Here is a 19,150-nt window from a genome sequence, read left to right as displayed (position 1 = left end):
GCCGCATTCTTCGTATTCGTCATTTGAGCGTTCACTGAGCAATAGTGTCCACAACTCGCACGCCCACCAGGGCTCTCGTTCCCTGGTGGGTTTTGCTTGCCCTCATTGCGTTTGTCCAGTCGCCCGGCCGCACGGTCGCGGACACTAAGCACAATCTGACGGAGAACCCCCTCGGTTTCCTCGCCAATTCGCTGACCATGTGGTCCGAGACTATGCCTCTCGGCCAGCTGCAGAATCAGGCGTACGGATACCTCTTTCCGCAAGGCGCCTTCTTCGGGCTTTTCGACGCCACCACCCAGCTCCTCCCCGACTATCTCCACGATGCGTGGAATATCGACTGGGTCGGCCAGGCCCTCTGGTGGTCGCTCACGCTGATTTTGGCGTTCACCGGCTTGTATCGAGTTGCCGAAGCAGCGAGCGTCGGCACGCATACCTCCCGCATCGTGGCTGCGTTGTTGTATGCGTTTTCGCCACGAATCATCACGACTCTCGGGGCGATTTCCTCTGAAGCCTGGCCGGTAGCTCTCGCCCCGTGGATTCTCTTGCCAGTGTTGAGGGTGGTGCTGGCTCGCGATGTCGTCGGCACGCGCAGAGCAACGATTGCCGTGCTGTTGTCGGGCGTTGCGGTCCTCAGCACCGGCGCCGTCAACGCAGTCAGTACCGCTGCGGCGTGCGTCCCCACTGCTCTCGTCCTGATCGGGGCAGCGCTATTCGGGCCACACCGCCGGCGCGGCTGGACAATGTTCGCGGGCTGGGTGGCTTCTTGCGCAGCTGTCAGCATCTGGTGGTTGGTGCCGTTGCTCCTGCTCGGCCGATATTCACCACCGTTTACCGACTACATCGAGTCCTCCGGCGTCACCACCCGCTGGCTCAACCTCACCGAAACGCTGCGTGGCACGACCTCGTGGACTCCGTTCGTCTCTACTGAGCGCATCGGCGGTCACGCGCTCGTCGCCGAACCGATCCTCATTTACGCAACCATCGCGATCATGGGTCTTGGCCTCCTCGGCCTCGCCATGCGTTCCATGCCACATCGCCGGATGTGGTGGGTCGTGGCGCTTGCGGGGATCGTCGTCATGTCTTCGTGGACGGAGCCGTTTGGCCTATTCGGTGCATCGGGGCGTTCGCTTCTCGACGGCTCCCTTGCCGCAATTCGAAACCTCCACAAGTTTGACCCCGTATTGCGATTGCCACTCATGCTCGGAGTCGCACATGCCATCGCGCAGTTGCCGCTGGTGCCGTGGAAGCGGGAGAACCGGGCCGCGTGGTTGCATCCAGAGCGCAATGTCGCCGGGATCGCGGCGATGATGGTGCTCATCGCATTCGCGGGGGCGACTGCACCTGCGTGGAGTGTTCGACTAGCTCCAGAAGGCAGCTTTGAGCGGGTGCCGTCGTACTGGCAGGACACTGCGGACTGGCTCAACACGAATGCGCAGGGCTCGCGCACACTGCTCATGCCGTCCACCCCGTTTGCCCTGCAAGAGTGGGGTAATACCCGTGACGAACCACTACAGCCACTTGCCGACGTGCCATGGGTCGTTCGCGATGCGGTGCCGCTGGTGCCGCCAGAGGCAATCCGCGGGCTGGACGGCCTGCGTGATTCCTTCGCCCGTGGCGTTGGCAACGATGCACTGGCGGCAACGCTGAATAACAACGGCATCGGCTACGTTGTCGTGCGCTCTGACCTTGGTGGCAAGTACCGCACCGACAGCAAGAAGATGGTGCAGCAGACCCTCGAAGATTCCCCGGCCATGCTGAAGGTCGCCGAGTTCACCGACCACGATGCCTCAGATTCCGCAGATGCAGCAGAAGCCGCGGGCAGTTCCAGCACCAAGATTCAGATTTGGCGAGCTGGCGAATCTGCAGGCGCTGTGGCGAATCTATTGTCCCCACGCCTGATCGACACCGCCAATATCCCACTAGTCGCCGGCGGACCGGAAGTACTATCGCGACTGGATCAGGTTGATAAGGACGCGCCAGTCCGCATGCTCGCTGGTGTCGATGCGGGCACCGTCACCGACACCCCAGCTCTGCGCGGTCGAAACTACGGCGAAATTACTCGCGCTGTCAGTGGCATTCTTGCCACCGACGAGGACGCTAAGGTTCGCAACAAGATCGCCGACTATCCCGTCGATGGCCTCCCACTCACCACCACCGCAACGGGGCGTGGCGAGTTGGAAGCATCGTCGTCTGCTTCCAATCCATTCAATGTGGGTGGCGCTGCGTCGGAGCATTCACTCAACGCACTTGTCGACGGCGATGACACCACCTGGTGGCAACCCGCCACCGGCACCGGCCAGGCGGAGTGGGTCGAGGCGAGGTTTGAGAGTCCTCGGAAGGGAGTCGTCGTCACGCTGACCGGTGCTGTGGTGCCCGTAGAAGTGCAAGTGAAATCGTCCACGACCACCACCAACAAGGTGCTCTACCCCGGTGAGGAAACGCGGATCGCAGTGCCCGGCGCGGAAACCGACCGCATCCGAGTCACCGCAGTCAGCGCGCCAGTGGGCTTCACGCTCGCGGAAATGCGCATCACCGCAGCTGGTGAGGACATCACTCCAATCCGCGTACCAACCGTGCCCGATTCCTCGAAGGTGGTGCAGCGCTGGTCGTTTGGCCAGGAAGTTCGCGAAGGCACGCTAACGCGCATGTTCTCGGTACCTACTGATACGACCGTGTCCGTCAGCGCCGACACCTGCGACACCGGCGTAGGCGATCCGTGGACTAGCCTGGAACGCATCGGCGGCGGCTTCGAACGCACCGAGCTGACCTGCGAGGACACGTACCCCCTGTCCGCTGGCATGTACCGCTTGGAGTCCAAGGCCGACTGGGTAACGCTGACTTCCAATCAATTCCGCGCACCAACTCGCGCTGAGCAGAACGTCGCTGTGCTTCACGACGATCGTCTCGACGCAGCACCCACCGACCGCATTCTGTGGCGCCCGATTTCCGTCAACAAGGGCATGGTAGCGACTGTTGCAGGTGGCGAAGGTGGCGATCAGCCAATCACCCTCACCCCTGTAACCATCAATGGTTGGCAGCAAGGCTGGGTCGTGCCGGCAGGGATGTCTGGCACGGTGACGATTGCTTATGAACCAGCATCGACATGGCGCAATGGCATTCTGGCTGGTGGCGCTATCGCTGCGGTATTCGCGCTGGTCACACTGGCGCTGGCGTATCTGTGGCGTGCAGAGCTTCGTCGCGACTTCACGCTTGTCGACAATGCCGACACAGTCCCAGCGTGGTTCGTGCTGGCATGTGGCGCGGTGACCGCGACTCTTGTGTCGGGTCTTCCTGGCCTTGCCGTTGCTGCTGCGACGAGTGGCGCGGCATGGTTTGCGCGCAAGAAACTCGCAGAGGAAACGTACCGCCACGGCATGATCGCAACTCTTGGCGTTCTTGTCGCAGCGATGGCGCTTCTCCTCGGAACGAATCCGTGGCCACAGTCTGGCTACGCCGGTGCGGGTTGGCTACTGCAATTGATTGCTACGGCTGCGGTGTGCGTCACGACGCTTCTCGTCGCACCCAGTTCTTCCCCAACCAACGTCGAGCAGGCTCCTCGACGAGGGCATATGATGCCGCTGCCATCGGAATAGCCAACGCCACGGTGGTGAGGGTGATGGCCAGCAGGTGGCCGTCGAAAAGCGGGATACCAAGCAGCGGAAAAGCGACCGACAACATGGCCATGTGCCACAAGAAGATGCCATACGACCAGCGGCCGAGTGCCTGCATCACTGGATGATTCAGCGCCCGAGACTCCGGAGCGAGCGCCCACGGGCCGATGATGCACGCGCCGAATACGAGGCCACACCACAGGCGACGCAGGAACTCCCAATTCGACAGCTGCACGAGCCCTTCCGGCCCGAGTAGCGCCGCGACAATGAGCGCCACCGTCGCGATACTCAGCCATAGCCAGCGGCGACGCGCCCACTTCTGCAATCCCCGGTGCACCGCCCGCGCACGTGCCGACGACGCCCCAGCCAGCGACTCCAACTCCGCGAGCACTAACCCGGCAGCGAACCACGAGAAATACGCCGCAGGCTGAATGTGCGGATTCACGCCATCGAGGTATGGCAACGGCAACCACGCCCACCCGAAGCTGAGCACGGCTAGCGCACAGATGACACCGATACGCTGAAATTGCTTCGACGCCGGATCAATGCGCTGCAAGGCCACGGCAATAACTGGCAGCGCAATATAGAAAGCCACTTCCACACTGAGTGACCACAAATGAGTGAGCCCGCCATGGAGAGAATCCGGCACGAAAACTTGGGTGAGCGTGAGGTTTGCCAACCACGCTTTCAAGTCAGCTCCGGCACCGACAGGCAATGCCATCAGCACAATCAGAATCAGTACCCAATACGCCGGCAGAATACGGGCGGCGCGCTTGCGGTAGTAGGTGGCAACTCCCGAGCGACTATTCTTCGCGCCAAATCCCACACGGTGCGAACGCCACAACAAAAAGCCCGAAAGCGTAAAGAACACTGCGACGAAAAAGTCGAATCGCCCCAGTACACGCTCCCACAACGCACCCGTGTCATGACCAGTCTGAAACGCCACGTGCGTGCCAATAATGCCCAACGACGCAACCGCCCGCAGCCCCTCCAGCGCCGGCAAAAACCCGGGCTTCCACGCTGCTGCAGACGATACAGTCGCTGCGTCCGAAGCTGACGATCCTGCTTTTACAGCTGCTGTCTCAACCACGCCCGGCACTCCTTCCGCGTCATTGCATGCGATATGTGGGAGCTACTTTACGACGTGATCGTCGCAAAGTTTAAGAGTCCCATGACACACCTGAGAGAGCCTAGTTTCCCCTAGCTAACAGTGACAACTAGAGTGTTAACAAGAACTAACCCAATTTCTGGGGCGCTATTTATGCTGTTCAGAGTGCGGTACCCAGAAAATACCTTAGTTCAGAAAAATATTTATGAATTTCGGTCACTTCGGCCACCTGGTTACTGATACCTTTCCAAAAAGAACTTGAAATGATCTAAGGAAATCACTGCTTATGGCTAAGAGAACTCTATCGCTTGTGATGATCGTCATCGGTGCAGCGCTGCTTGTGATCGCGGTACTCCTGCCGTCGTTCCTTGTGCCAAAGCTGCGTGTCATCCCGCTGGATACCAAAAGCTCAACCGTCACGAACATCGAAAACGGCTACCTCCTCGACTCCGGCTTGCTAGCCAAGAACGAGCCAGCTGCCGATCGTAAGGACGACCCACGTTGTAAGGACGCGGGCGCGGACAAGCCAGAAGGCGATGCTGAGGCAGATAAACCAGAGGGCGATGCCGAGGCAGATAAGCCTGCGGAAATGCCACTGCACTGCTTCATTGGTGAAACGCCACTGGTATCGAACCGTCACGTCCGCATCCAGGAACCTGCGGACAAGAAGGTTGCCACCATGGAGGTCGGCACCGTCGTGCTTCGCGACGACCGCGAGGAACCAAAGAACCTCGTCAACGCAACCGTCGACCGCATTACCCTGGACCGCTCCACGGCATTCCCAGTGGTAGACCCAGTGTCGACCATCGAACTCAATGCACCGAAGGCTGGTGGCGGCGAGGACACTGCCGACATTCCAGCGTTCACCCGTGAAGGCATTCAGTACCAGTTCCCATTCGGCACCACGAAGAAGTCCTTCCCTTACTTCGATGCAACTGCGCTGCAGACTTTCCCTATCGACTTCGTCGGTGAGGAAAAGCAGGACGGCACCACCGTCTACAAGTTCACCATGGAAGTTGAACCAGTGAACCTGTACGAATCTCAGAAGGCTCACTTCACTCAGAATGGCCGCAAAATGACGGAAGCCGACAAGTCTTCTCTCGCCTCGCTGCGTCTGAAGTTCCCTGCTAGCAAGTGGGGTCTTGAAGGTGACGAAGAGATCGAAATGGATCGCTACTACACCAACGTTCGTACCGTTCGCGTCGAGCCAAACACCGGCATGATCGTCAACGGTACCGAGCACATCTTCCAGTTCTACGCACGCGATGAGGAAGAAGCCAAGGACATCGCACTCGGTGCCGGCCGCGAAAAGGAAAAGCAGGAGCGTAACCGCACTGCACTGGACTTCGTTGCCCAGTGGAGCGACGAAACCAAGGCAAACCAGCTGGAAAAGGCGAAGGAATCCAGCAAGAAGATGACCATGGCTGGTTCCATCGCACCATGGATCCTCGGCATCATCGGATTGTTGCTCGTAATCTTCGGAATCCGCATGCACCGCAAGTCGTAGCCACACGCCGTAGCCACACGTCGTAGCCAGTTAAAACCGGCAGCTAGAACCGGCGAACGGCGGTAGGTGCCCTTTCCTCCGCCTTTGCCTACTATTGGCCTGGTGAGCATCAACGACCCTGAGAAGCAGCCCCGCGCAACCTCGCGCGCGGCTGCTTCTCGCGTTGATAGCACCGACGTCGAGCGGGCCATCGCCCGACGTGCTGCCATCAATCAGCTCCGCATGGGGCAAGCATTCGTTGCTTCGTGGATCCTCATCCTGACCGCTGTCATCTTGTGGCCGCTCTTTGCTGGGCCGGCTGTGTCGGGCGCAGGGTCGTCGTCAAGCGGAACCCGAGGATCGCAGCTTCTGCTCCGAGACATGGTCATCCCGGCGCACCCTCCGCTAACCGATGCCTCGCTCGGGCTAACCGAAGCCGCCGCGCGCGCAGTACCGCAAGACACAGTGTTGTGGGCGGTGGGGAATGTCGTCGATGCCAACGTCGCGGTGAAGGTGCTGCTGGCGCTGTCGTTCATCATTGGCGGACTGGCCGCTGCGGAGCTTGCGCGAGTGGTCGTGGGCGCGCGGATCATCGGGCAAATTGCAGCGGCGACGATGTTGCTGTGGAACCCATTCGTCGCTGAACGTCTCTTGCAAGGACACTGGTCCCTGGTGGTCGCTGCCATGCTGTTGCCTGCCATTGCGCTGGCCAGTATCAATCGTGAGGTGTGGTGGCGCGCGTCGGCGCTGGCGCTGGCGGGGCTGACTCCGACGGGTGCTTTGCTGGGCGGCGTGGTCGCGGTGGTGGCGAGTAGGTCGTGGCGCGACCGCGTCGTCGCCTTCTTTACGACGATCGCCGTCTCCGCACCCTGGCTGCTAGCCACGGCACTGTCGGGAGGTGGCACCTCTGCGGACATGGCAGGCGCGGCGGCGTTTTCAGCAAGGGCGGAGCATTACGTCGGCACTATAGGGGCATTGTTGGCACTCGGCGGGTTGTGGAATGGCGAGGCGGTTCCCGAGTCGCGGAACTTTGGCTTCGCGTCACTGGCCGTCATCTTGTTGATGGCTTTCTTCGCAATCGGTGTGAAAACCGTTTGGCGTGCCCAAGCACGTCTCGTCGTCATGGCTGGTGTCGCAATCGTTGTGATCGCGCTTTTCGCCACTCCGACGGGCATCGCGGCAATGGAGCTGCTGCTCAACAACATTCCTGGTGCGGGCCTGTTACGCGACACCCAGAAGTGGGTCGCGCTCGCTATACCCGCTTACGTGTTGCTGGCTGCTGCGAGCGCTGACCTGCTGGCGCGTAACCTCCCCCCAGGTCGCCAATGGCTAGCGGTTTCCGTTGCTGCGCTGGCAATTATGTCGGCGGTGCCGAGTATGCCGAAGGATATGGAACCGCTGCGTCCTGCTCCGGCGTGGTCGGGCTGGTCGCCGGTATCGGGTGTCGTTGCTATGGATACGTCTGCGGTCGCCGTGCTGCCCGCTGGTTCCTATCGGCTTATCGACGATCGCCCCGTCTACGACCCCGCCATCAAGACGCTGCCCGCTCCCGTTGTCACCTCCGGAAACTTGGTTGTCTCCGGCACGGTGGTGAGCGGCGAAGGCTCCCGCACCGTCGAGCACACACTGCTGTCAGCACCTGACGATGCACTGCAGATCCTTCGCACCAACGGAGTCGGCTGGGTACTGCTGGAAAACTCTCCTGGCGAGTTCGGTAGGTCCGACGCAGTCATCGACGAACTCGATGAAGTCTTCGTCGACGAAAACCTCGCGCTTTACCGGGTGCCCGGTGCGATCGAGCTTCCCGAACCCGCATCCAGCACACAGCGGGGCCTTGCCTGGGCAGCCTTTACGGTGTGGCTGCTAATGCTCAGTACCGGTGTGCTGCGGGCTATGTGGCCTGGGCCACGACGTCGTGAAGCAAACTTGCAAATTTCCCGCCCGTAGAGTCCCAGCCGAACTCGTGCGATCGCTTCAGAGCCTCGACGCTGAGGAAATCATGTAGATCAGGCTCCGAAACGATGCGTCGGGTGGCTTCGACCAGTTCGGCGGGCGAATCGACGAGCAACCCCGTCACACCATCAACCACCGAATCACGCAGCCCTGCCGAGGAGCGGTAGCCAACGGTCGGCACCCCATGCTGAGCAGCTTCGATGACGGCCAGTCCCCAGCCTTCTTTACGAGACGGCATCACATGCACCGTAGCCCGCGACAAAATGAGGTGCTTCTCAACCTCGGACACCTGCCCATGGAAAACAACATGGTCTGCGATGCCCAGGTCGTGGGCATACGCCGCCAAGTTGTCCGCCCACCAGCCGGAACCAATGACGTCGAGGCGAATCTCTGGAATCGTCTCCGCGAGAGCAGCGACCGCATCGATCGCATGCTCAATCTGCTTATGCGGCACCAGTCGAGACAATGCCACCAGACGCGGCGCATCAGTTGACCGCACGCCACGGGCTTCAGGAGGCACCGGATCGACACCATTGCGAATGATGTCAATGCGCCCACGGTCCACACCCAAGTCCACTAGCTCACTAGCGCTCGGTTGCGATACCGTCACATACCTGCACTTTCGATGCAGAATGGGGGACAACTTTGACTCAATGAACCAACCAACTCTGCCCACGATTGGCCCCGCGACCGGCCACTGCTCGTGGTGGCAGTGATGCGTCAAGATGATCGTCGGCACGCCCGAAAACACTCGCGCGAAGAAGGGCACGCCGTTCTGCGTATCCACCACGATGTCCGGCCGCCCGCCCAACGCCTTCGCAATTGGCCCTAGCCCAACTCGCGCGGCAAGCATTGCTACCCACGCGCGCGGATACACGGAAAAGTTACCGCCACCCCGCGAGAAATGAATGCCGTCACGCTCTGACGAATGCGTTTGCCCGGTGTACGCGGCCGTCCGAAACACCACATCGTGGCCATGTCGCACCAAATGCTCGGCAACCCGCTCCAAATAGCGCTCACTGCCGCCACCCTCGGGATGACCAGTGTCGCGCCAACAGAGCAAGAGAATCTTCATATTTCTAGACCTTAATCCCGACTACTGGATCCGTTACCGATTTGGGGGAATTGGCTTCACGATGATGTTGTCGTAACGCATAAACCCCAAGCACCAGAGAGAGAAAGTGGTTAAGTAGAACGCATGTGGAAGGAATGGATCGTGCCTGCCGCGCTTCGGCCGGCGACGAGTTTTGCGACGCTAAAGCGGTCGTTCGGGCTGCTCAACGACTTCAAGTATGAGCAGTCGGATCCGGATCGCTTTTACGGGCACTTGGCCGATGACACGGTGACGCTGCTGGAGCGCATTGTGGCAGGTGCTGGCGTTGTAGGCGCTGATCCTGGCATTAGCGCTGATGCTGGTGCCACGGACTCGGGTGCCAGTTCATCGCCTCTCGCTGGCTCCACGATCCTCGATGTCGGTGGGGGTCCTGGCTACTTCGGAAAGGCCTTCGCCGACCGCAATGTTTCCTACTTCACCTGTGAGCCGGATGTTGGCGAGATGGCGGCGGCGGGGATTAAGTTGGAGTCGTCGGTACGCGGATCAGGTCTTGACCTGCCCTTTTTGAAGGACTCTTTTGACCTGACTTATTCATCGAACGTGGCCGAGCACGTGCCGGATCCGTGGCGAATGGGCCAGGAGATGTTGCGCGTGACAAAGCCGGGCGGGCTCGTCGTATATTCGTACACGATCTGGCTGGGGCCTTTTGGTGGGCATGAAATGGGCATGACGCATTATCTGGGCGGGGATCGCGCGCGCCGGATGTATGAAAAGAAGCATGGCAAGCGTCCGAAGAACTATTACGGCGAATCACTCTTTGAGGTCGGCTGTGGCGAGGGGCTGAAATGGGCTCGCACGTTAGAGGAATCCGGCGAGGTTGAAGTAATGGCTGCGTTTCCTCGCTATCACCCGTGGTGGGCGTGGTGGATGGTCCATGTTCCGGTTCTTCGCGAGTTCGCGGTGTCGAACCTGGTGCTGGTGCTGAAGAAGAAGTAGCGCGAATGGAGTGGGACGTGTCTGGCGTAGGTGGCGCGTCCAAATGCAGCCACCTGCGCGCGATTGAGGGCATCTGCGCTTTCCAATCGGCTCGGTGTCTCTTCTGCAGCCCAACGGGAATTTGTGCGACCTAGGGTTTTGCGTCGCAAGTCGGGGCTTCACAGGAGCTACCGAGCCGATTGGAAAGCGCAGACAGTCAAGCACCCTCGCCAATTGACCACACCTCTCCCACTGGCCACGGCCACCACATCCGCACCTCCCCAGAGTCATCGCGGCCACCCAGCCACCGACCAACCACCCCAGCCGTCGCCCAGGCACCACCCCAAAACCCATATAACAAAATAAATTTCACCCCCTCCCGTGAAACCCTGCCCCGCACGCAACTCCTATGGATATAGTGACTGTGAAACCAAAGTGACGTACACCACTTTTCCATGATTTGTGAGGACGAAACACACATGACCAACGCCAGCATCCCATCGGGCGGCGAGGCTTTCATTTACGAAGCCATCCGCACCCCACGCGGCAAAGGCAAGAAGGACGGCTCGCTCCACGAGGTGCGACCTGTCACCCTGCTCGCGGGCCTCATCGAAGAGATCCGCAACCGTTTCCCTGAGCTCGACGAAAGTCGCATCAGCGACCTGATCGTCGGCTGTGTCTCCCCTGTCGGCGATCAGGGCGCGGACATCGCTCGCACCGCTGGCCTGCTGGCTGGCCTTCCGTACCGCACGGGCGGCATGCAAATTAACCGCTTCTGCGCCTCCGGTCTCGCAGCCATCAACCTCGCTGCAGACAAGGTCCGTTCTGGCTCCGACGAACTCGTCCTCGCCGGCGGCGTCGAATCCATGTCCCGCGTCCCAATGATGTCGGACGGTGGCGCCATGGCAATGGACGCACAAGTTAGCTTTGCGACGGACTTCGTCCCCCAGGGCATTTCCGCCGACATCATTGCTTCGTTGGACGGTTACTCTCGCGAGGACCTCGACAACATGGCGGCAGAGTCCCACGCCCGTGCAGCACGCGCGTGGTCCGAGGGTCGCTTCGCCCGTTCGGTCGTGCCGGTCAAGGACCAGAATGGTCTGATGATCCTCGATCGCGACGAAACGATCCGCGATGGAGTTTCGGCTGAATCCCTGTCTGGCCTGCGCCCATCCTTCACCGTCATGGGCGAACAGGGTGGCTTTGACGCTGTGGCGCTGAAGAAGTACCCACAGCTGGAGACCATCAACCACGTCCACCACGCAGGTAACTCGTCGGGCATCGTCGACGGCGCTGCACTGGCACTGGTCGGATCTGAAAAGGCCGGCGCTGACATGGGTCTGACCCCACGGGCACGCATCGTTGCGCAGTCCATTAATGGTGTCGAACCAACCATCATGCTGACTGGCATCGAACCAGCGGTCCGCGAGGTTCTCGCCAAGGCACAGCTCACCGTTGATGACATCGACGTGTGGGAGATCAATGAGGCTTTTGCAGCCGTCGTAAAGCGTGCCCAGAACCAGCTGGGAATCGACGGCGAGAAGTTGAACATCAACGGCGGTGCGATGGCAATGGGCCACCCGCTGGGCGCGACGGGCGCGATTATCATGAGCGCCGCAATTGACGAGCTGCACCGCACTGGTGGCCGATACGGCCTGGTCACCCTGTGTATTGGTGGCGGTATGGGCGTTGCAACCATCATCGAGCGAGTCTAGAAACTACCGGAAGGATTGAAAACAATGACTGAAACCATGTCTGACAACATGTTCCGGTGGGAGCAGAACGACGCTGGTGTCGTGACGCTGACCATGGACGACCCAAATGCACCGGTCAACACCATGAACGACCAGTTCGAGTCCGATATTCGCTCGACGGTGGAACGCCTGGAAGCGGAGATCGGCGATGGTTCTGACACCTCGATTACGGGCATTATCCTGACGTCTGCGAAGAAGACTTTCTTCGCTGGCGGCAACTTGAAGGCAATGCTGAAGGTTGGCCCAGAGGATGCCCAGGCAATGTTCGACAATGTCGAGCACATGAAGGAATCCCTGCGCCGCCTGGAAAAGCTGCCAGTACCGATCGTTGCAGCCATCAACGGTGCAGCTCTCGGTGGTGGCCTAGAGGTCGCACTCGCAGCGAACCACCGCATCGCAGCTGATGCCCGTGGCTCCAAGATCGGCCTGCCAGAAGTCACCCTTGGCCTACTGCCAGGTGGCGGCGGCGTGACGCGCGTGGTGCGCATGCTCGGCTTGCAGGATGCGCTGATGAATGTGATCCTCCCTGGCGCACAGATGGCACCAGCGAAGGCGCATTCTGTCGGTATCGTCGACGAACTGTGCGCGCCGGAGGAGCTGCTCGACAAGGCTCACGCGTGGCTGGCCTCCGATGCTGCGAAGGCAGCACAGCCATGGGACGAAAAGGGCTTCCGCATCCCAGGCGGCGACCCTAACTCGCCGAAGCTGGCAATGCACCTGCCATCGTTCCCAGCGAACCTGACCAAGCAGCTCAAGGGCTCGCCAATGAAGGCCCCTCGCTTGGCAATGCAGGCCGCTATCGAAGGCGCACAGGTCGATGTCGATACTGCAATGCGCATCGAATCTCGTTACTTCACCGAGCTCGTATGCGGCTCCCAGGCGAAGAACATGATGCAGGCATTCTTCTTTGACCTCGGTCACTGCAACGGTGGAGGCTCCCGCCCACTGCAGGAAGATGGCACCCCATACCCGAAGTCCGAGTTCAAGAAGATTGCCGTTGTCGGTGCCGGCATGATGGGCGCGGGTATTGCCTACGTCTGCGCGAAGGCAGGCATGGAGGTTGTGCTGAAGGACATCTCCATGGAAAACGCCGAGCGTGGCAAGTCCTACTCCGTCGGCCTTGAGGAGAAGGCTCAAAAGCGTGGTCGCACTACCGCCGAGAAGTCTGAGGCTCTGCTGGCCCGCATCCACCCAACCGATTCTTACGACGACATGTCCGATGTCGACCTCGTCATCGAAGCCGTCTTCGAGAACACGGACCTGAAGCACAAGGTCCACGCCGAAATCGAAGCAGCTGTGCCAGAGACCTGCATCCTCGGTTCGAATACGTCGACATTGCCAATCACCGAGCTTGCATCGCACGTCAAGCGCGAAAAGGACTTCATTGGCCTGCACTTCTTCTCCCCAGTGGACAAGATGCAGCTCATCGAGATCATTACCGGCGACAACACTGACCCAGCAGTGCTTGCTGCGTCGCTGGACTTCGCAGTAGCTATCCGCAAGATTCCGATTGTGGTCACCGACTCCCGAGGCTTCTACACCTCACGAGTCATCGGCACCGTCATCAACGAGGCCATCCGCATGGTTGCAGAGGGCTACGACCCAGCAGTCGTAGAGTCCGCAGCCCGACAGGCTGGCTACCCCGCAGCGCAGCTGCAGCTAGCGGATGAACTGAATCTCAAGCTCATGCGCAAGATCTCCGAAGAAAACGAGACCGCAGCGCGTGAACGTGGCGAGGTCATCGATGACGGTGGCGTCGCAAAGCTTGTGAACATGATGATCGACAAGTTCGACCGCCCCGGCAAGCTCGAAAAGCGTGGCTTCTACGAGTATGTCGACGGTCGTCGCTCCGGCCTTTGGAGTGGCCTGCGCGCTGAGCTTCGCGACGAGTTGGGCATCACCCCAATTCCAAACGACGATGTCAATATGCAAGACCTCGTTGACCGTCTGCTGTTCATCGAGGCAGTGGAGACGCAGAAGTGCATCGACGAAGGCGTTGTACTGCACGATGCAGATGCCAACATCGGCTCGATCTTCGGTATTGGCTACCCAGCGTGGACGGGTGGCACGCGCCAGTTCGTGAAGAACTACGACGGTGGCACCGTCATTGATTCCGCGAGCGCGGTTCAGTCGGCATCGAGCGTTGGCGCTGAAGCTGGCCACGGTGCGCCGGGCACTGAATTCGCAGGCGTACGCACTGCGGTTGCACATCCTGAGCGTCGTGGCGTGGCAGGTTTCGTTGAACGTGCGGAAGAGCTCGCGGCAAAGTACGGCGCGCGCTTCGCGCCACCTGCGTCGTTGAAGGGCTAGTGCGTGGTTGCCGATTTGGTGCTTAGCTGAGGATTTAGCGTTGGTTGAAAGCTAAATGTGTAACCGCGTGACTTAGCTTTTTGGCTAAGAGCTATTTGGCCGTGGGCTGGTGAAGAGACATTCTTCACCAGCTTTCGCCATTTCTGAGGCAATTCTCACGCGCTACTGTCGATCGCTCGCAGGAGATACACCTCTCCAGCGCCTCACGTCCCACACGCCGAAGTCTCACCTCACATCAAACCTAAACTCGTGAAACGGCAGGTTGATAGTCTCCAGGTGATAAAACGCATTCTTCGCATGCTTCGAGTAGTGGTATTCGCGTGCTTTCAACGTCGTGATAGAAAGCAGATTTCCCAGCTCAGGAAGCAAAGCTGCCCGATTCGCAGTCAAAAATGGCGCTGCATCCCAGACATAGCAGTCCTCCAGCTCAAGCAACTGCGCCGAGTACACATCGGCCGTCGCAACGTGTTCCATCTTGGTGCGTTGTTCGTCCCCGTACGTCACCAAGTTGTCGCGCAACAGCTGCACCTTCAGCGCATTTAGGCCACCAACCCCTGGCCCACCAGTATTGATGTCCCAATATGACTTGTCGACGACCACCTTCACGGCATCGCCGTCGTGAAGCGAAACATTTGTCATTCGGCCAAAGAGATGGCTGCTGAACAAGTCCCGGGCCTCGCCATTGACCACTAGACGGATAGCGCCGGGGCGGAACAGCTCCTGCAGATTCGGGTCGCGCGAGATGATCGCGTTGAGCGCGTTGTTCTCGTCGAGGACTTCGGGCGTGGGGCTCATCAGCCGTGGCACCGACAGATCATCGTAGATATGCGGCTGGTTCTCGCGGATGAACGCATCGACAAGCTGCCGCGATTCTGCAGTTCGTGGCGGGAAACGCTCGGGCTGCGCGCGATACAGCGCCTTCTGCAGCGAGCACGTGTACGACTTGTTGTCCGCCGTGTTGTTCCGCTGAATCGGGCAGCCCGCGAAGCACAAATAGAAGTATTCGCAGACTCGGCAGTCCTCGCTTAACGACGGATTCCGTGCCTCATAATCGCGAATCGTATCCACCCCGCTGCGGACCATGTCGGGGAAACCCAGATTCAGGATATTGCCGAACTTTAGATCTGGTTCCGCTTGTCCACGGTGACAAGGGTAAACATCGCCGTCTTTCTGAACGAGGAAGTTATTGCTCCCGCAGTTGATCTGATTCGTGCAGTAATCGTGGGTAAATTCCTTGAACCATTCGTAGTAGATGGCTCGCTCAAACTTCGTGCCTGCAAAGCGGTCAAGCATACGCTCGTAGAACTCGACCATTTGGTCTTGGCTGAGCTGCGAAATGTACTCCGAATTGGAGCTGTCGTAGGCGAACATGATGTAGAAATCCGTCGCCATGTCGAAGCCATTGGCGTCGAGCCATTCCAGGTCATCCATGAATTCGTCAATGCGACGAAGATGCTCTTTGCCCACAACACAGCTGATCTGCTTCCGATGTGGGTATGTCCCCAACAGCTGCACATTCTGGAGCGTCCGCTGCAGGGTGGATTTGCCGCCCTTGGTCACGCGGAGTTCTTCGTGCAGGCTAAATGGCAGGTCAAAGCTGCCTGAAATAGACACCTCAAACTCTTCAAACAGTGGGCGCAGTACATGGAAGTTGTACAGATTTGTCTTAATGTGAATCGGCGCACCTGCCCGTCCGAGGGCTTTGAGTTCGCCTCGGAAGTGTCGTCGATAAGCGTGGTACTCGGCGAAAAGTTCGCGCAAAACTGGAGCAGGAAGGATGGAGATTTCGGCACCGTGTAGCAGCAGCGAATTGATGAGAGTGCCCTGATGCTCAAGGTGCGCAGCGATCTGCTGGAATTGCGAGACCACGTCGCTGGAATCATCGCGGTTATTTGTCAGGTCGCCAAGATAGCAATATTTGCAGCCGAGATTGCAGAACTGGTTCGGCACGAACGTGAGCTTGATGGCCTTGTGGTGCAGCCGGGTTTTGCGCATCCATGCACGTGACGACGGTGTCGTCGCTACATCGCTATCCATACATCAACCATTGTTGTTATTGTTGTTGTTATTGTTGTTATTTGAGCCACCGCCGGAAAAGCCGTCGTAGCCGTCAACGCCGACGCGATTGAAGTAAAAAGCCCAGCTAGCGTTGTAGCTTGAGGTTTCGGAAAATGGCGAAGCTACCGGCTGCTGCGCTGACTGTTGCTCGCTACTGAGCCAATCAGAATACGAATGTGTCATATCACGCCTCGCTTGAATCCCATTCAGGCTCAAGGTTACTTCGTTGCCTCGAGTGGCACCTTAATGATCAACGAGTTTTCATCATGTGGCAGAACTTTCACATCCACTGTGGCACCGGCTGTGACGTGCTGACATTCAAGATCATCAAGCCACATACGCTTGCGCACCTTCTTCACTGTGCCATTGGGGCGATGCAAAGCCAGCGCGATGTCGAACAGTCGCTTCGAATTCCACTGGTTCGTCGCCCGCGCCCCTTGCGCACCTTGCACACCCGGCCCTTGCGCACCCGGCACGCCTCCTGCGTCATAAAGCTCTTCAATCGACAGCACCTCGGCTGTGATGGGCACGCCATGCAGGTCTGCATTGTAGGCGCCGTCGTCGATAAGCCCATGTCGCCTGCAGAATTCGTTGAAGAAGAGCTGTGCGGGGCCGAGGTAATTGCGCTCGGGAAGCATCAGTTTGGCCGGCTGGCTTTCGCGATACATCACTGGGACGAGTGGCTTCCTATCAAGAAATGCCAGCTTCTTCCGGCCCACCGGCGCCCGTAACTGCCCTTGGAATTGAACTCCGTCATCGCCCTGCACATCCATCGCGATGTTGTACACGCGGATTCCGCCATTTTTGCTGCCGGTGTACGTGTACGACTGCACCTTGCCCACTCCCACATGGCCATCCGACCACGTGATGTCTGACCTGCGCGGAGTGATCGCTTTCAGCAGCCGCTGCACAAGATACGCGCCGATGATGAAGGACAGGATGATGGCAAACGATGTCAGCCGTTCCTTACGCGTCGATCCCTCGAACTCCATGAGGTCGAAGAACAAGACAACGCACGAAATGACAATCAGCGCCCATAATACGAAGCGCAGGAACCCGATTACCGCGCGAATGCCATCTCTACTGCCCATACCCGCAGAATACGATATGGAATTTTGTCTTGCCCACTTTTCCGGCCCATGCCTGCCGTACACTGCGACCATGATGCCGTCGCTCACCATGTCCATCGCCGCAGCGCTGCCGGAGCTCGCCGTCCCCACCACCGGTGATGCTGTTCCCCGCCCTTCGGTTCTTGCACTTAACGACGACCTCGCCCGCCAACTCGGATTCGACCCCACCTGGCTTCGCTCCGAGGAGGGCATTTCTTTCTTAATTGGCCGTGGCACGCCGCAGGCTGATACGACCAGGCAGGCCGAGGCGACCATGCAGCCAGTGGCGCTGGCGTATGCGGGTCACCAGTTTGGGCAGTACTCGCCCGTTCTTGGCGACGGACGGGCCCTATTGCTTGGCGAAGTTATTGCGCCCGCGGGACTTACTTTTCCTGATCGCCTGAACCCCACGGAACAGGATCACTCCGACGAACAGCACCAGCAGACGTATGACATTCATGCCAAAGGCACCGGTCGGAACGTCTTTTCCCGAGGTGGCGACGGCAAATGCACGGTGATGGCAGCTCTCCGCGAGTACCTCATGAGCGAGGCCATGTACGCACTTGGTATCCCCACCACCCGCGCGTTAGCGGTCATATCCACGGGCGAACTGGTCCAGCGCAATCTCACCCCTGCGTTTCCTGGCCAGGCAACTGGCTCCACCGATTCACCAACAGCAGTTGATCCGATCCAGCCGGGTGCCATCATCGTGCGCGTCGCCAGTAGCCATGTGCGCGTAGGCACGTTTGAGCTCGTCCGCACGGCCGATACTGCGCTTCTCGAACGGCTGCTTGACTACACCGTGGATCGCCACCGCATCCACGACTCCAACCCGACCGATAACAGCACGACCGAGACCAGCCAGAATGCGAAGGCGCTGTTGGAGTACGTCGTAAAGCAGCAGGCCGAGCTGGTCGCGCAATGGATGGCGACGGGTTTTGTGCACGGCGTGATGAACACCGACAACTGCACCATCTCCGGCGAAACCATCGACTTCGGACCGTGCGCTTTCTTGGATACGCACGACATCCAGGCGGTGTTCAGCAGTGTGGATGTGGGTGGCCGCTATGCGTTCGGCGCACAGCCATCGATCGCGGGATGGAATTGTGGTCGCCTTGCCGAGTCACTTTTGCCGCTGATGGATCTCGACGCGGCACAAGCCATCATTAATTCTTTCGGCGACTACTTTTCCACTGCCATTTCACGACACTGGCTTCCAAAGATCGGCCTTCCTGCCACTGCACTTGACGACGACTCCGCCGTCGCACTTCTCCGCCAATGGCAAGGCCTACTCGCAGAAGATCAGCCAGATCACACGAATGCTCATGTCACGTTGATGCGTGATCCAGCTGGTCTACCGGAAGGGTTCGCCGAGTGGGTGCGGTCATGGCGCGAATACCGTCGGGCACACGGCATTACCGATGCTGAGTCCGAGGAGTTAATGGCACACCACAACCCGATTGTGATTCCTCGAAATCATGTGGTGAATGAAGCGCTCGTAGCTGCCAGTAATGAGGTTGCGGGGGCTCTGTCAGACGATGCCGAGGCAGGAAACAACGAGACAGAAAGCCCAGTCACATGTGAGCTGAAGCAATTCTTTGCTCTCTATGATGCAGTGACCAGGCCATATGAAGATCCCGCTCCACAATATTCCGCATTCATTCAAGGGCCACCACCTGAGCTTGGCGATTTCACGTCATATTGCGGGACATAGGGACATAGTCGCCCTGTC

Annotated in this window: 12 protein-coding genes; 7 read left to right on the top strand and 5 right to left on the bottom strand. The window is 59.2% G+C overall.

What is annotated here, in order from left to right; genetic code table 11:
* Positions 1 to 44 precede the first annotated feature (44 nt).
* Entirely contained in the window at positions 45 to 3,593 is a 3,549-nt protein-coding gene (locus WG938_RS08735) for a DUF3367 domain-containing protein (protein WP_339979771.1), read from the top strand.
* On the opposite strand, the gene WG938_RS08730 is transcribed toward WG938_RS08735, so the two are convergent.
* Complete coding sequence (locus WG938_RS08730) at positions 3,502 to 4,701, bottom strand: acyltransferase family protein (protein WP_339979770.1); 1,200 nt, start codon at positions 4,699 to 4,701, stop codon at positions 3,502 to 3,504. The two genes, WG938_RS08735 and WG938_RS08730, sit on opposite strands and share 92 nt — an antisense overlap.
* Positions 4,702 to 5,005: 304 nt before the next feature.
* Here WG938_RS08730 and WG938_RS08725 point away from each other — a divergent pair, with 304 nt between their 5' ends.
* Positions 5,006 to 6,226 (top strand): DUF3068 domain-containing protein, encoded by a 1,221-nt coding sequence (locus WG938_RS08725; RefSeq protein ID WP_339979769.1) that lies wholly within the window; start codon positions 5,006 to 5,008, stop codon positions 6,224 to 6,226.
* A gap of 102 nt (positions 6,227 to 6,328) precedes the next feature.
* Complete coding sequence (locus tag WG938_RS08720) at positions 6,329 to 8,152, top strand: hypothetical protein (RefSeq protein WP_339979768.1); 1,824 nt, start codon at positions 6,329 to 6,331, stop codon at positions 8,150 to 8,152.
* Here the strand turns inward: WG938_RS08720 and WG938_RS08715 are convergent.
* Complete coding sequence (locus WG938_RS08715) at positions 8,097 to 9,233, bottom strand: glycosyltransferase family 4 protein (RefSeq protein WP_339979767.1); 1,137 nt, start codon at positions 9,231 to 9,233, stop codon at positions 8,097 to 8,099. The genes WG938_RS08720 and WG938_RS08715 overlap by 56 nt on opposite strands.
* A 123-nt stretch (positions 9,234 to 9,356) precedes the next feature.
* Between WG938_RS08715 and WG938_RS08710 the strand changes: the two genes are divergently transcribed.
* The 3 genes from WG938_RS08710 (at position 9,357) to WG938_RS08700 (ending at position 14,251) form a co-directional block, all read left to right on the top strand.
* On the top strand, positions 9,357 to 10,208 hold the full coding sequence (locus WG938_RS08710) for a class I SAM-dependent methyltransferase (protein WP_339979765.1): 852 nt from the start codon (positions 9,357 to 9,359) through the stop codon (positions 10,206 to 10,208).
* A gap of 458 nt (positions 10,209 to 10,666) precedes the next feature.
* Positions 10,667 to 11,902, top strand: a complete 1,236-nt coding sequence (locus WG938_RS08705; RefSeq protein WP_339979764.1) for an acetyl-CoA C-acetyltransferase — start codon at positions 10,667 to 10,669, stop codon at positions 11,900 to 11,902.
* A 36-nt stretch (positions 11,903 to 11,938) separates the two neighbouring features.
* On the top strand, positions 11,939 to 14,251 hold the full coding sequence (locus tag WG938_RS08700; protein ID WP_339980044.1) for a 3-hydroxyacyl-CoA dehydrogenase NAD-binding domain-containing protein: 2,313 nt from the start codon (positions 11,939 to 11,941) through the stop codon (positions 14,249 to 14,251).
* Positions 14,252 to 14,476: 225 nt separating this feature from the next.
* Here WG938_RS08700 and WG938_RS08695 read toward each other — a convergent pair whose 3' ends face one another.
* Genes WG938_RS08695 through WG938_RS08685 form a run of 3 tightly spaced genes read right to left on the bottom strand, consistent with a single transcriptional unit; the run spans position 14,477 to position 17,400 of the window.
* The gene (locus WG938_RS08695; RefSeq protein WP_339979763.1) at positions 14,477 to 16,288 is read right to left on the bottom strand and encodes a radical SAM protein; all 1,812 of its coding nucleotides are present in this window, start codon (positions 16,286 to 16,288) and stop codon (positions 14,477 to 14,479) included.
* A gap of 3 nt (positions 16,289 to 16,291) precedes the next feature.
* Positions 16,292 to 16,492 (bottom strand): hypothetical protein, encoded by a 201-nt coding sequence (locus tag WG938_RS08690; protein ID WP_339979762.1) that lies wholly within the window; start codon positions 16,490 to 16,492, stop codon positions 16,292 to 16,294.
* 35 nt (positions 16,493 to 16,527) lie between these two features.
* Entirely contained in the window at positions 16,528 to 17,400 is an 873-nt protein-coding gene (locus WG938_RS08685) for a hypothetical protein (protein WP_339979760.1), read from the bottom strand.
* 70 nt (positions 17,401 to 17,470) lie between these two features.
* Between WG938_RS08685 and WG938_RS08680 the strand changes: the two genes are divergently transcribed.
* Positions 17,471 to 19,132: a protein adenylyltransferase SelO gene (locus tag WG938_RS08680; RefSeq protein ID WP_339979758.1), complete on the top strand. Its 1,662-nt coding sequence runs from the start codon at positions 17,471 to 17,473 to the stop codon at positions 19,130 to 19,132.
* Positions 19,133 to 19,150: the final 18 nt, after the last annotated feature.

Source organism: Corynebacterium sp. H113, assembly GCF_037572315.1.
Lineage (GTDB): Bacteria > Actinomycetota > Actinomycetes > Mycobacteriales > Mycobacteriaceae > Corynebacterium.
Note: the sequence above shows the minus strand (reverse complement) of the source record. Positions and strands in the feature narration are given on the sequence as shown.

Coding starts and splice junctions, on each gene's coding strand:
- WG938_RS08710 (WP_339979765.1), top strand. CDS start 9,357: ATGTGGAAGGAATGGATCGTGCCTGCCGCGCTTCGGCCGGCGACGAGT.
- WG938_RS08715 (WP_339979767.1), bottom strand. CDS start 9,233: ATGAAGATTCTCTTGCTCTGTTGGCGCGACACTGGTCATCCCGAGGGT.
- WG938_RS08695 (WP_339979763.1), bottom strand. CDS start 16,288: ATGGATAGCGATGTAGCGACGACACCGTCGTCACGTGCATGGATGCGC.
- WG938_RS08725 (WP_339979769.1), top strand. CDS start 5,006: ATGGCTAAGAGAACTCTATCGCTTGTGATGATCGTCATCGGTGCAGCG.
- WG938_RS08700 (WP_339980044.1), top strand. CDS start 11,939: ATGTCTGACAACATGTTCCGGTGGGAGCAGAACGACGCTGGTGTCGTG.
- WG938_RS08685 (WP_339979760.1), bottom strand. CDS start 17,400: ATGGGCAGTAGAGATGGCATTCGCGCGGTAATCGGGTTCCTGCGCTTC.
- WG938_RS08705 (WP_339979764.1), top strand. CDS start 10,667: ATGACCAACGCCAGCATCCCATCGGGCGGCGAGGCTTTCATTTACGAA.
- WG938_RS08690 (WP_339979762.1), bottom strand. CDS start 16,492: ATGACACATTCGTATTCTGATTGGCTCAGTAGCGAGCAACAGTCAGCG.
- WG938_RS08680 (WP_339979758.1), top strand. CDS start 17,471: ATGATGCCGTCGCTCACCATGTCCATCGCCGCAGCGCTGCCGGAGCTC.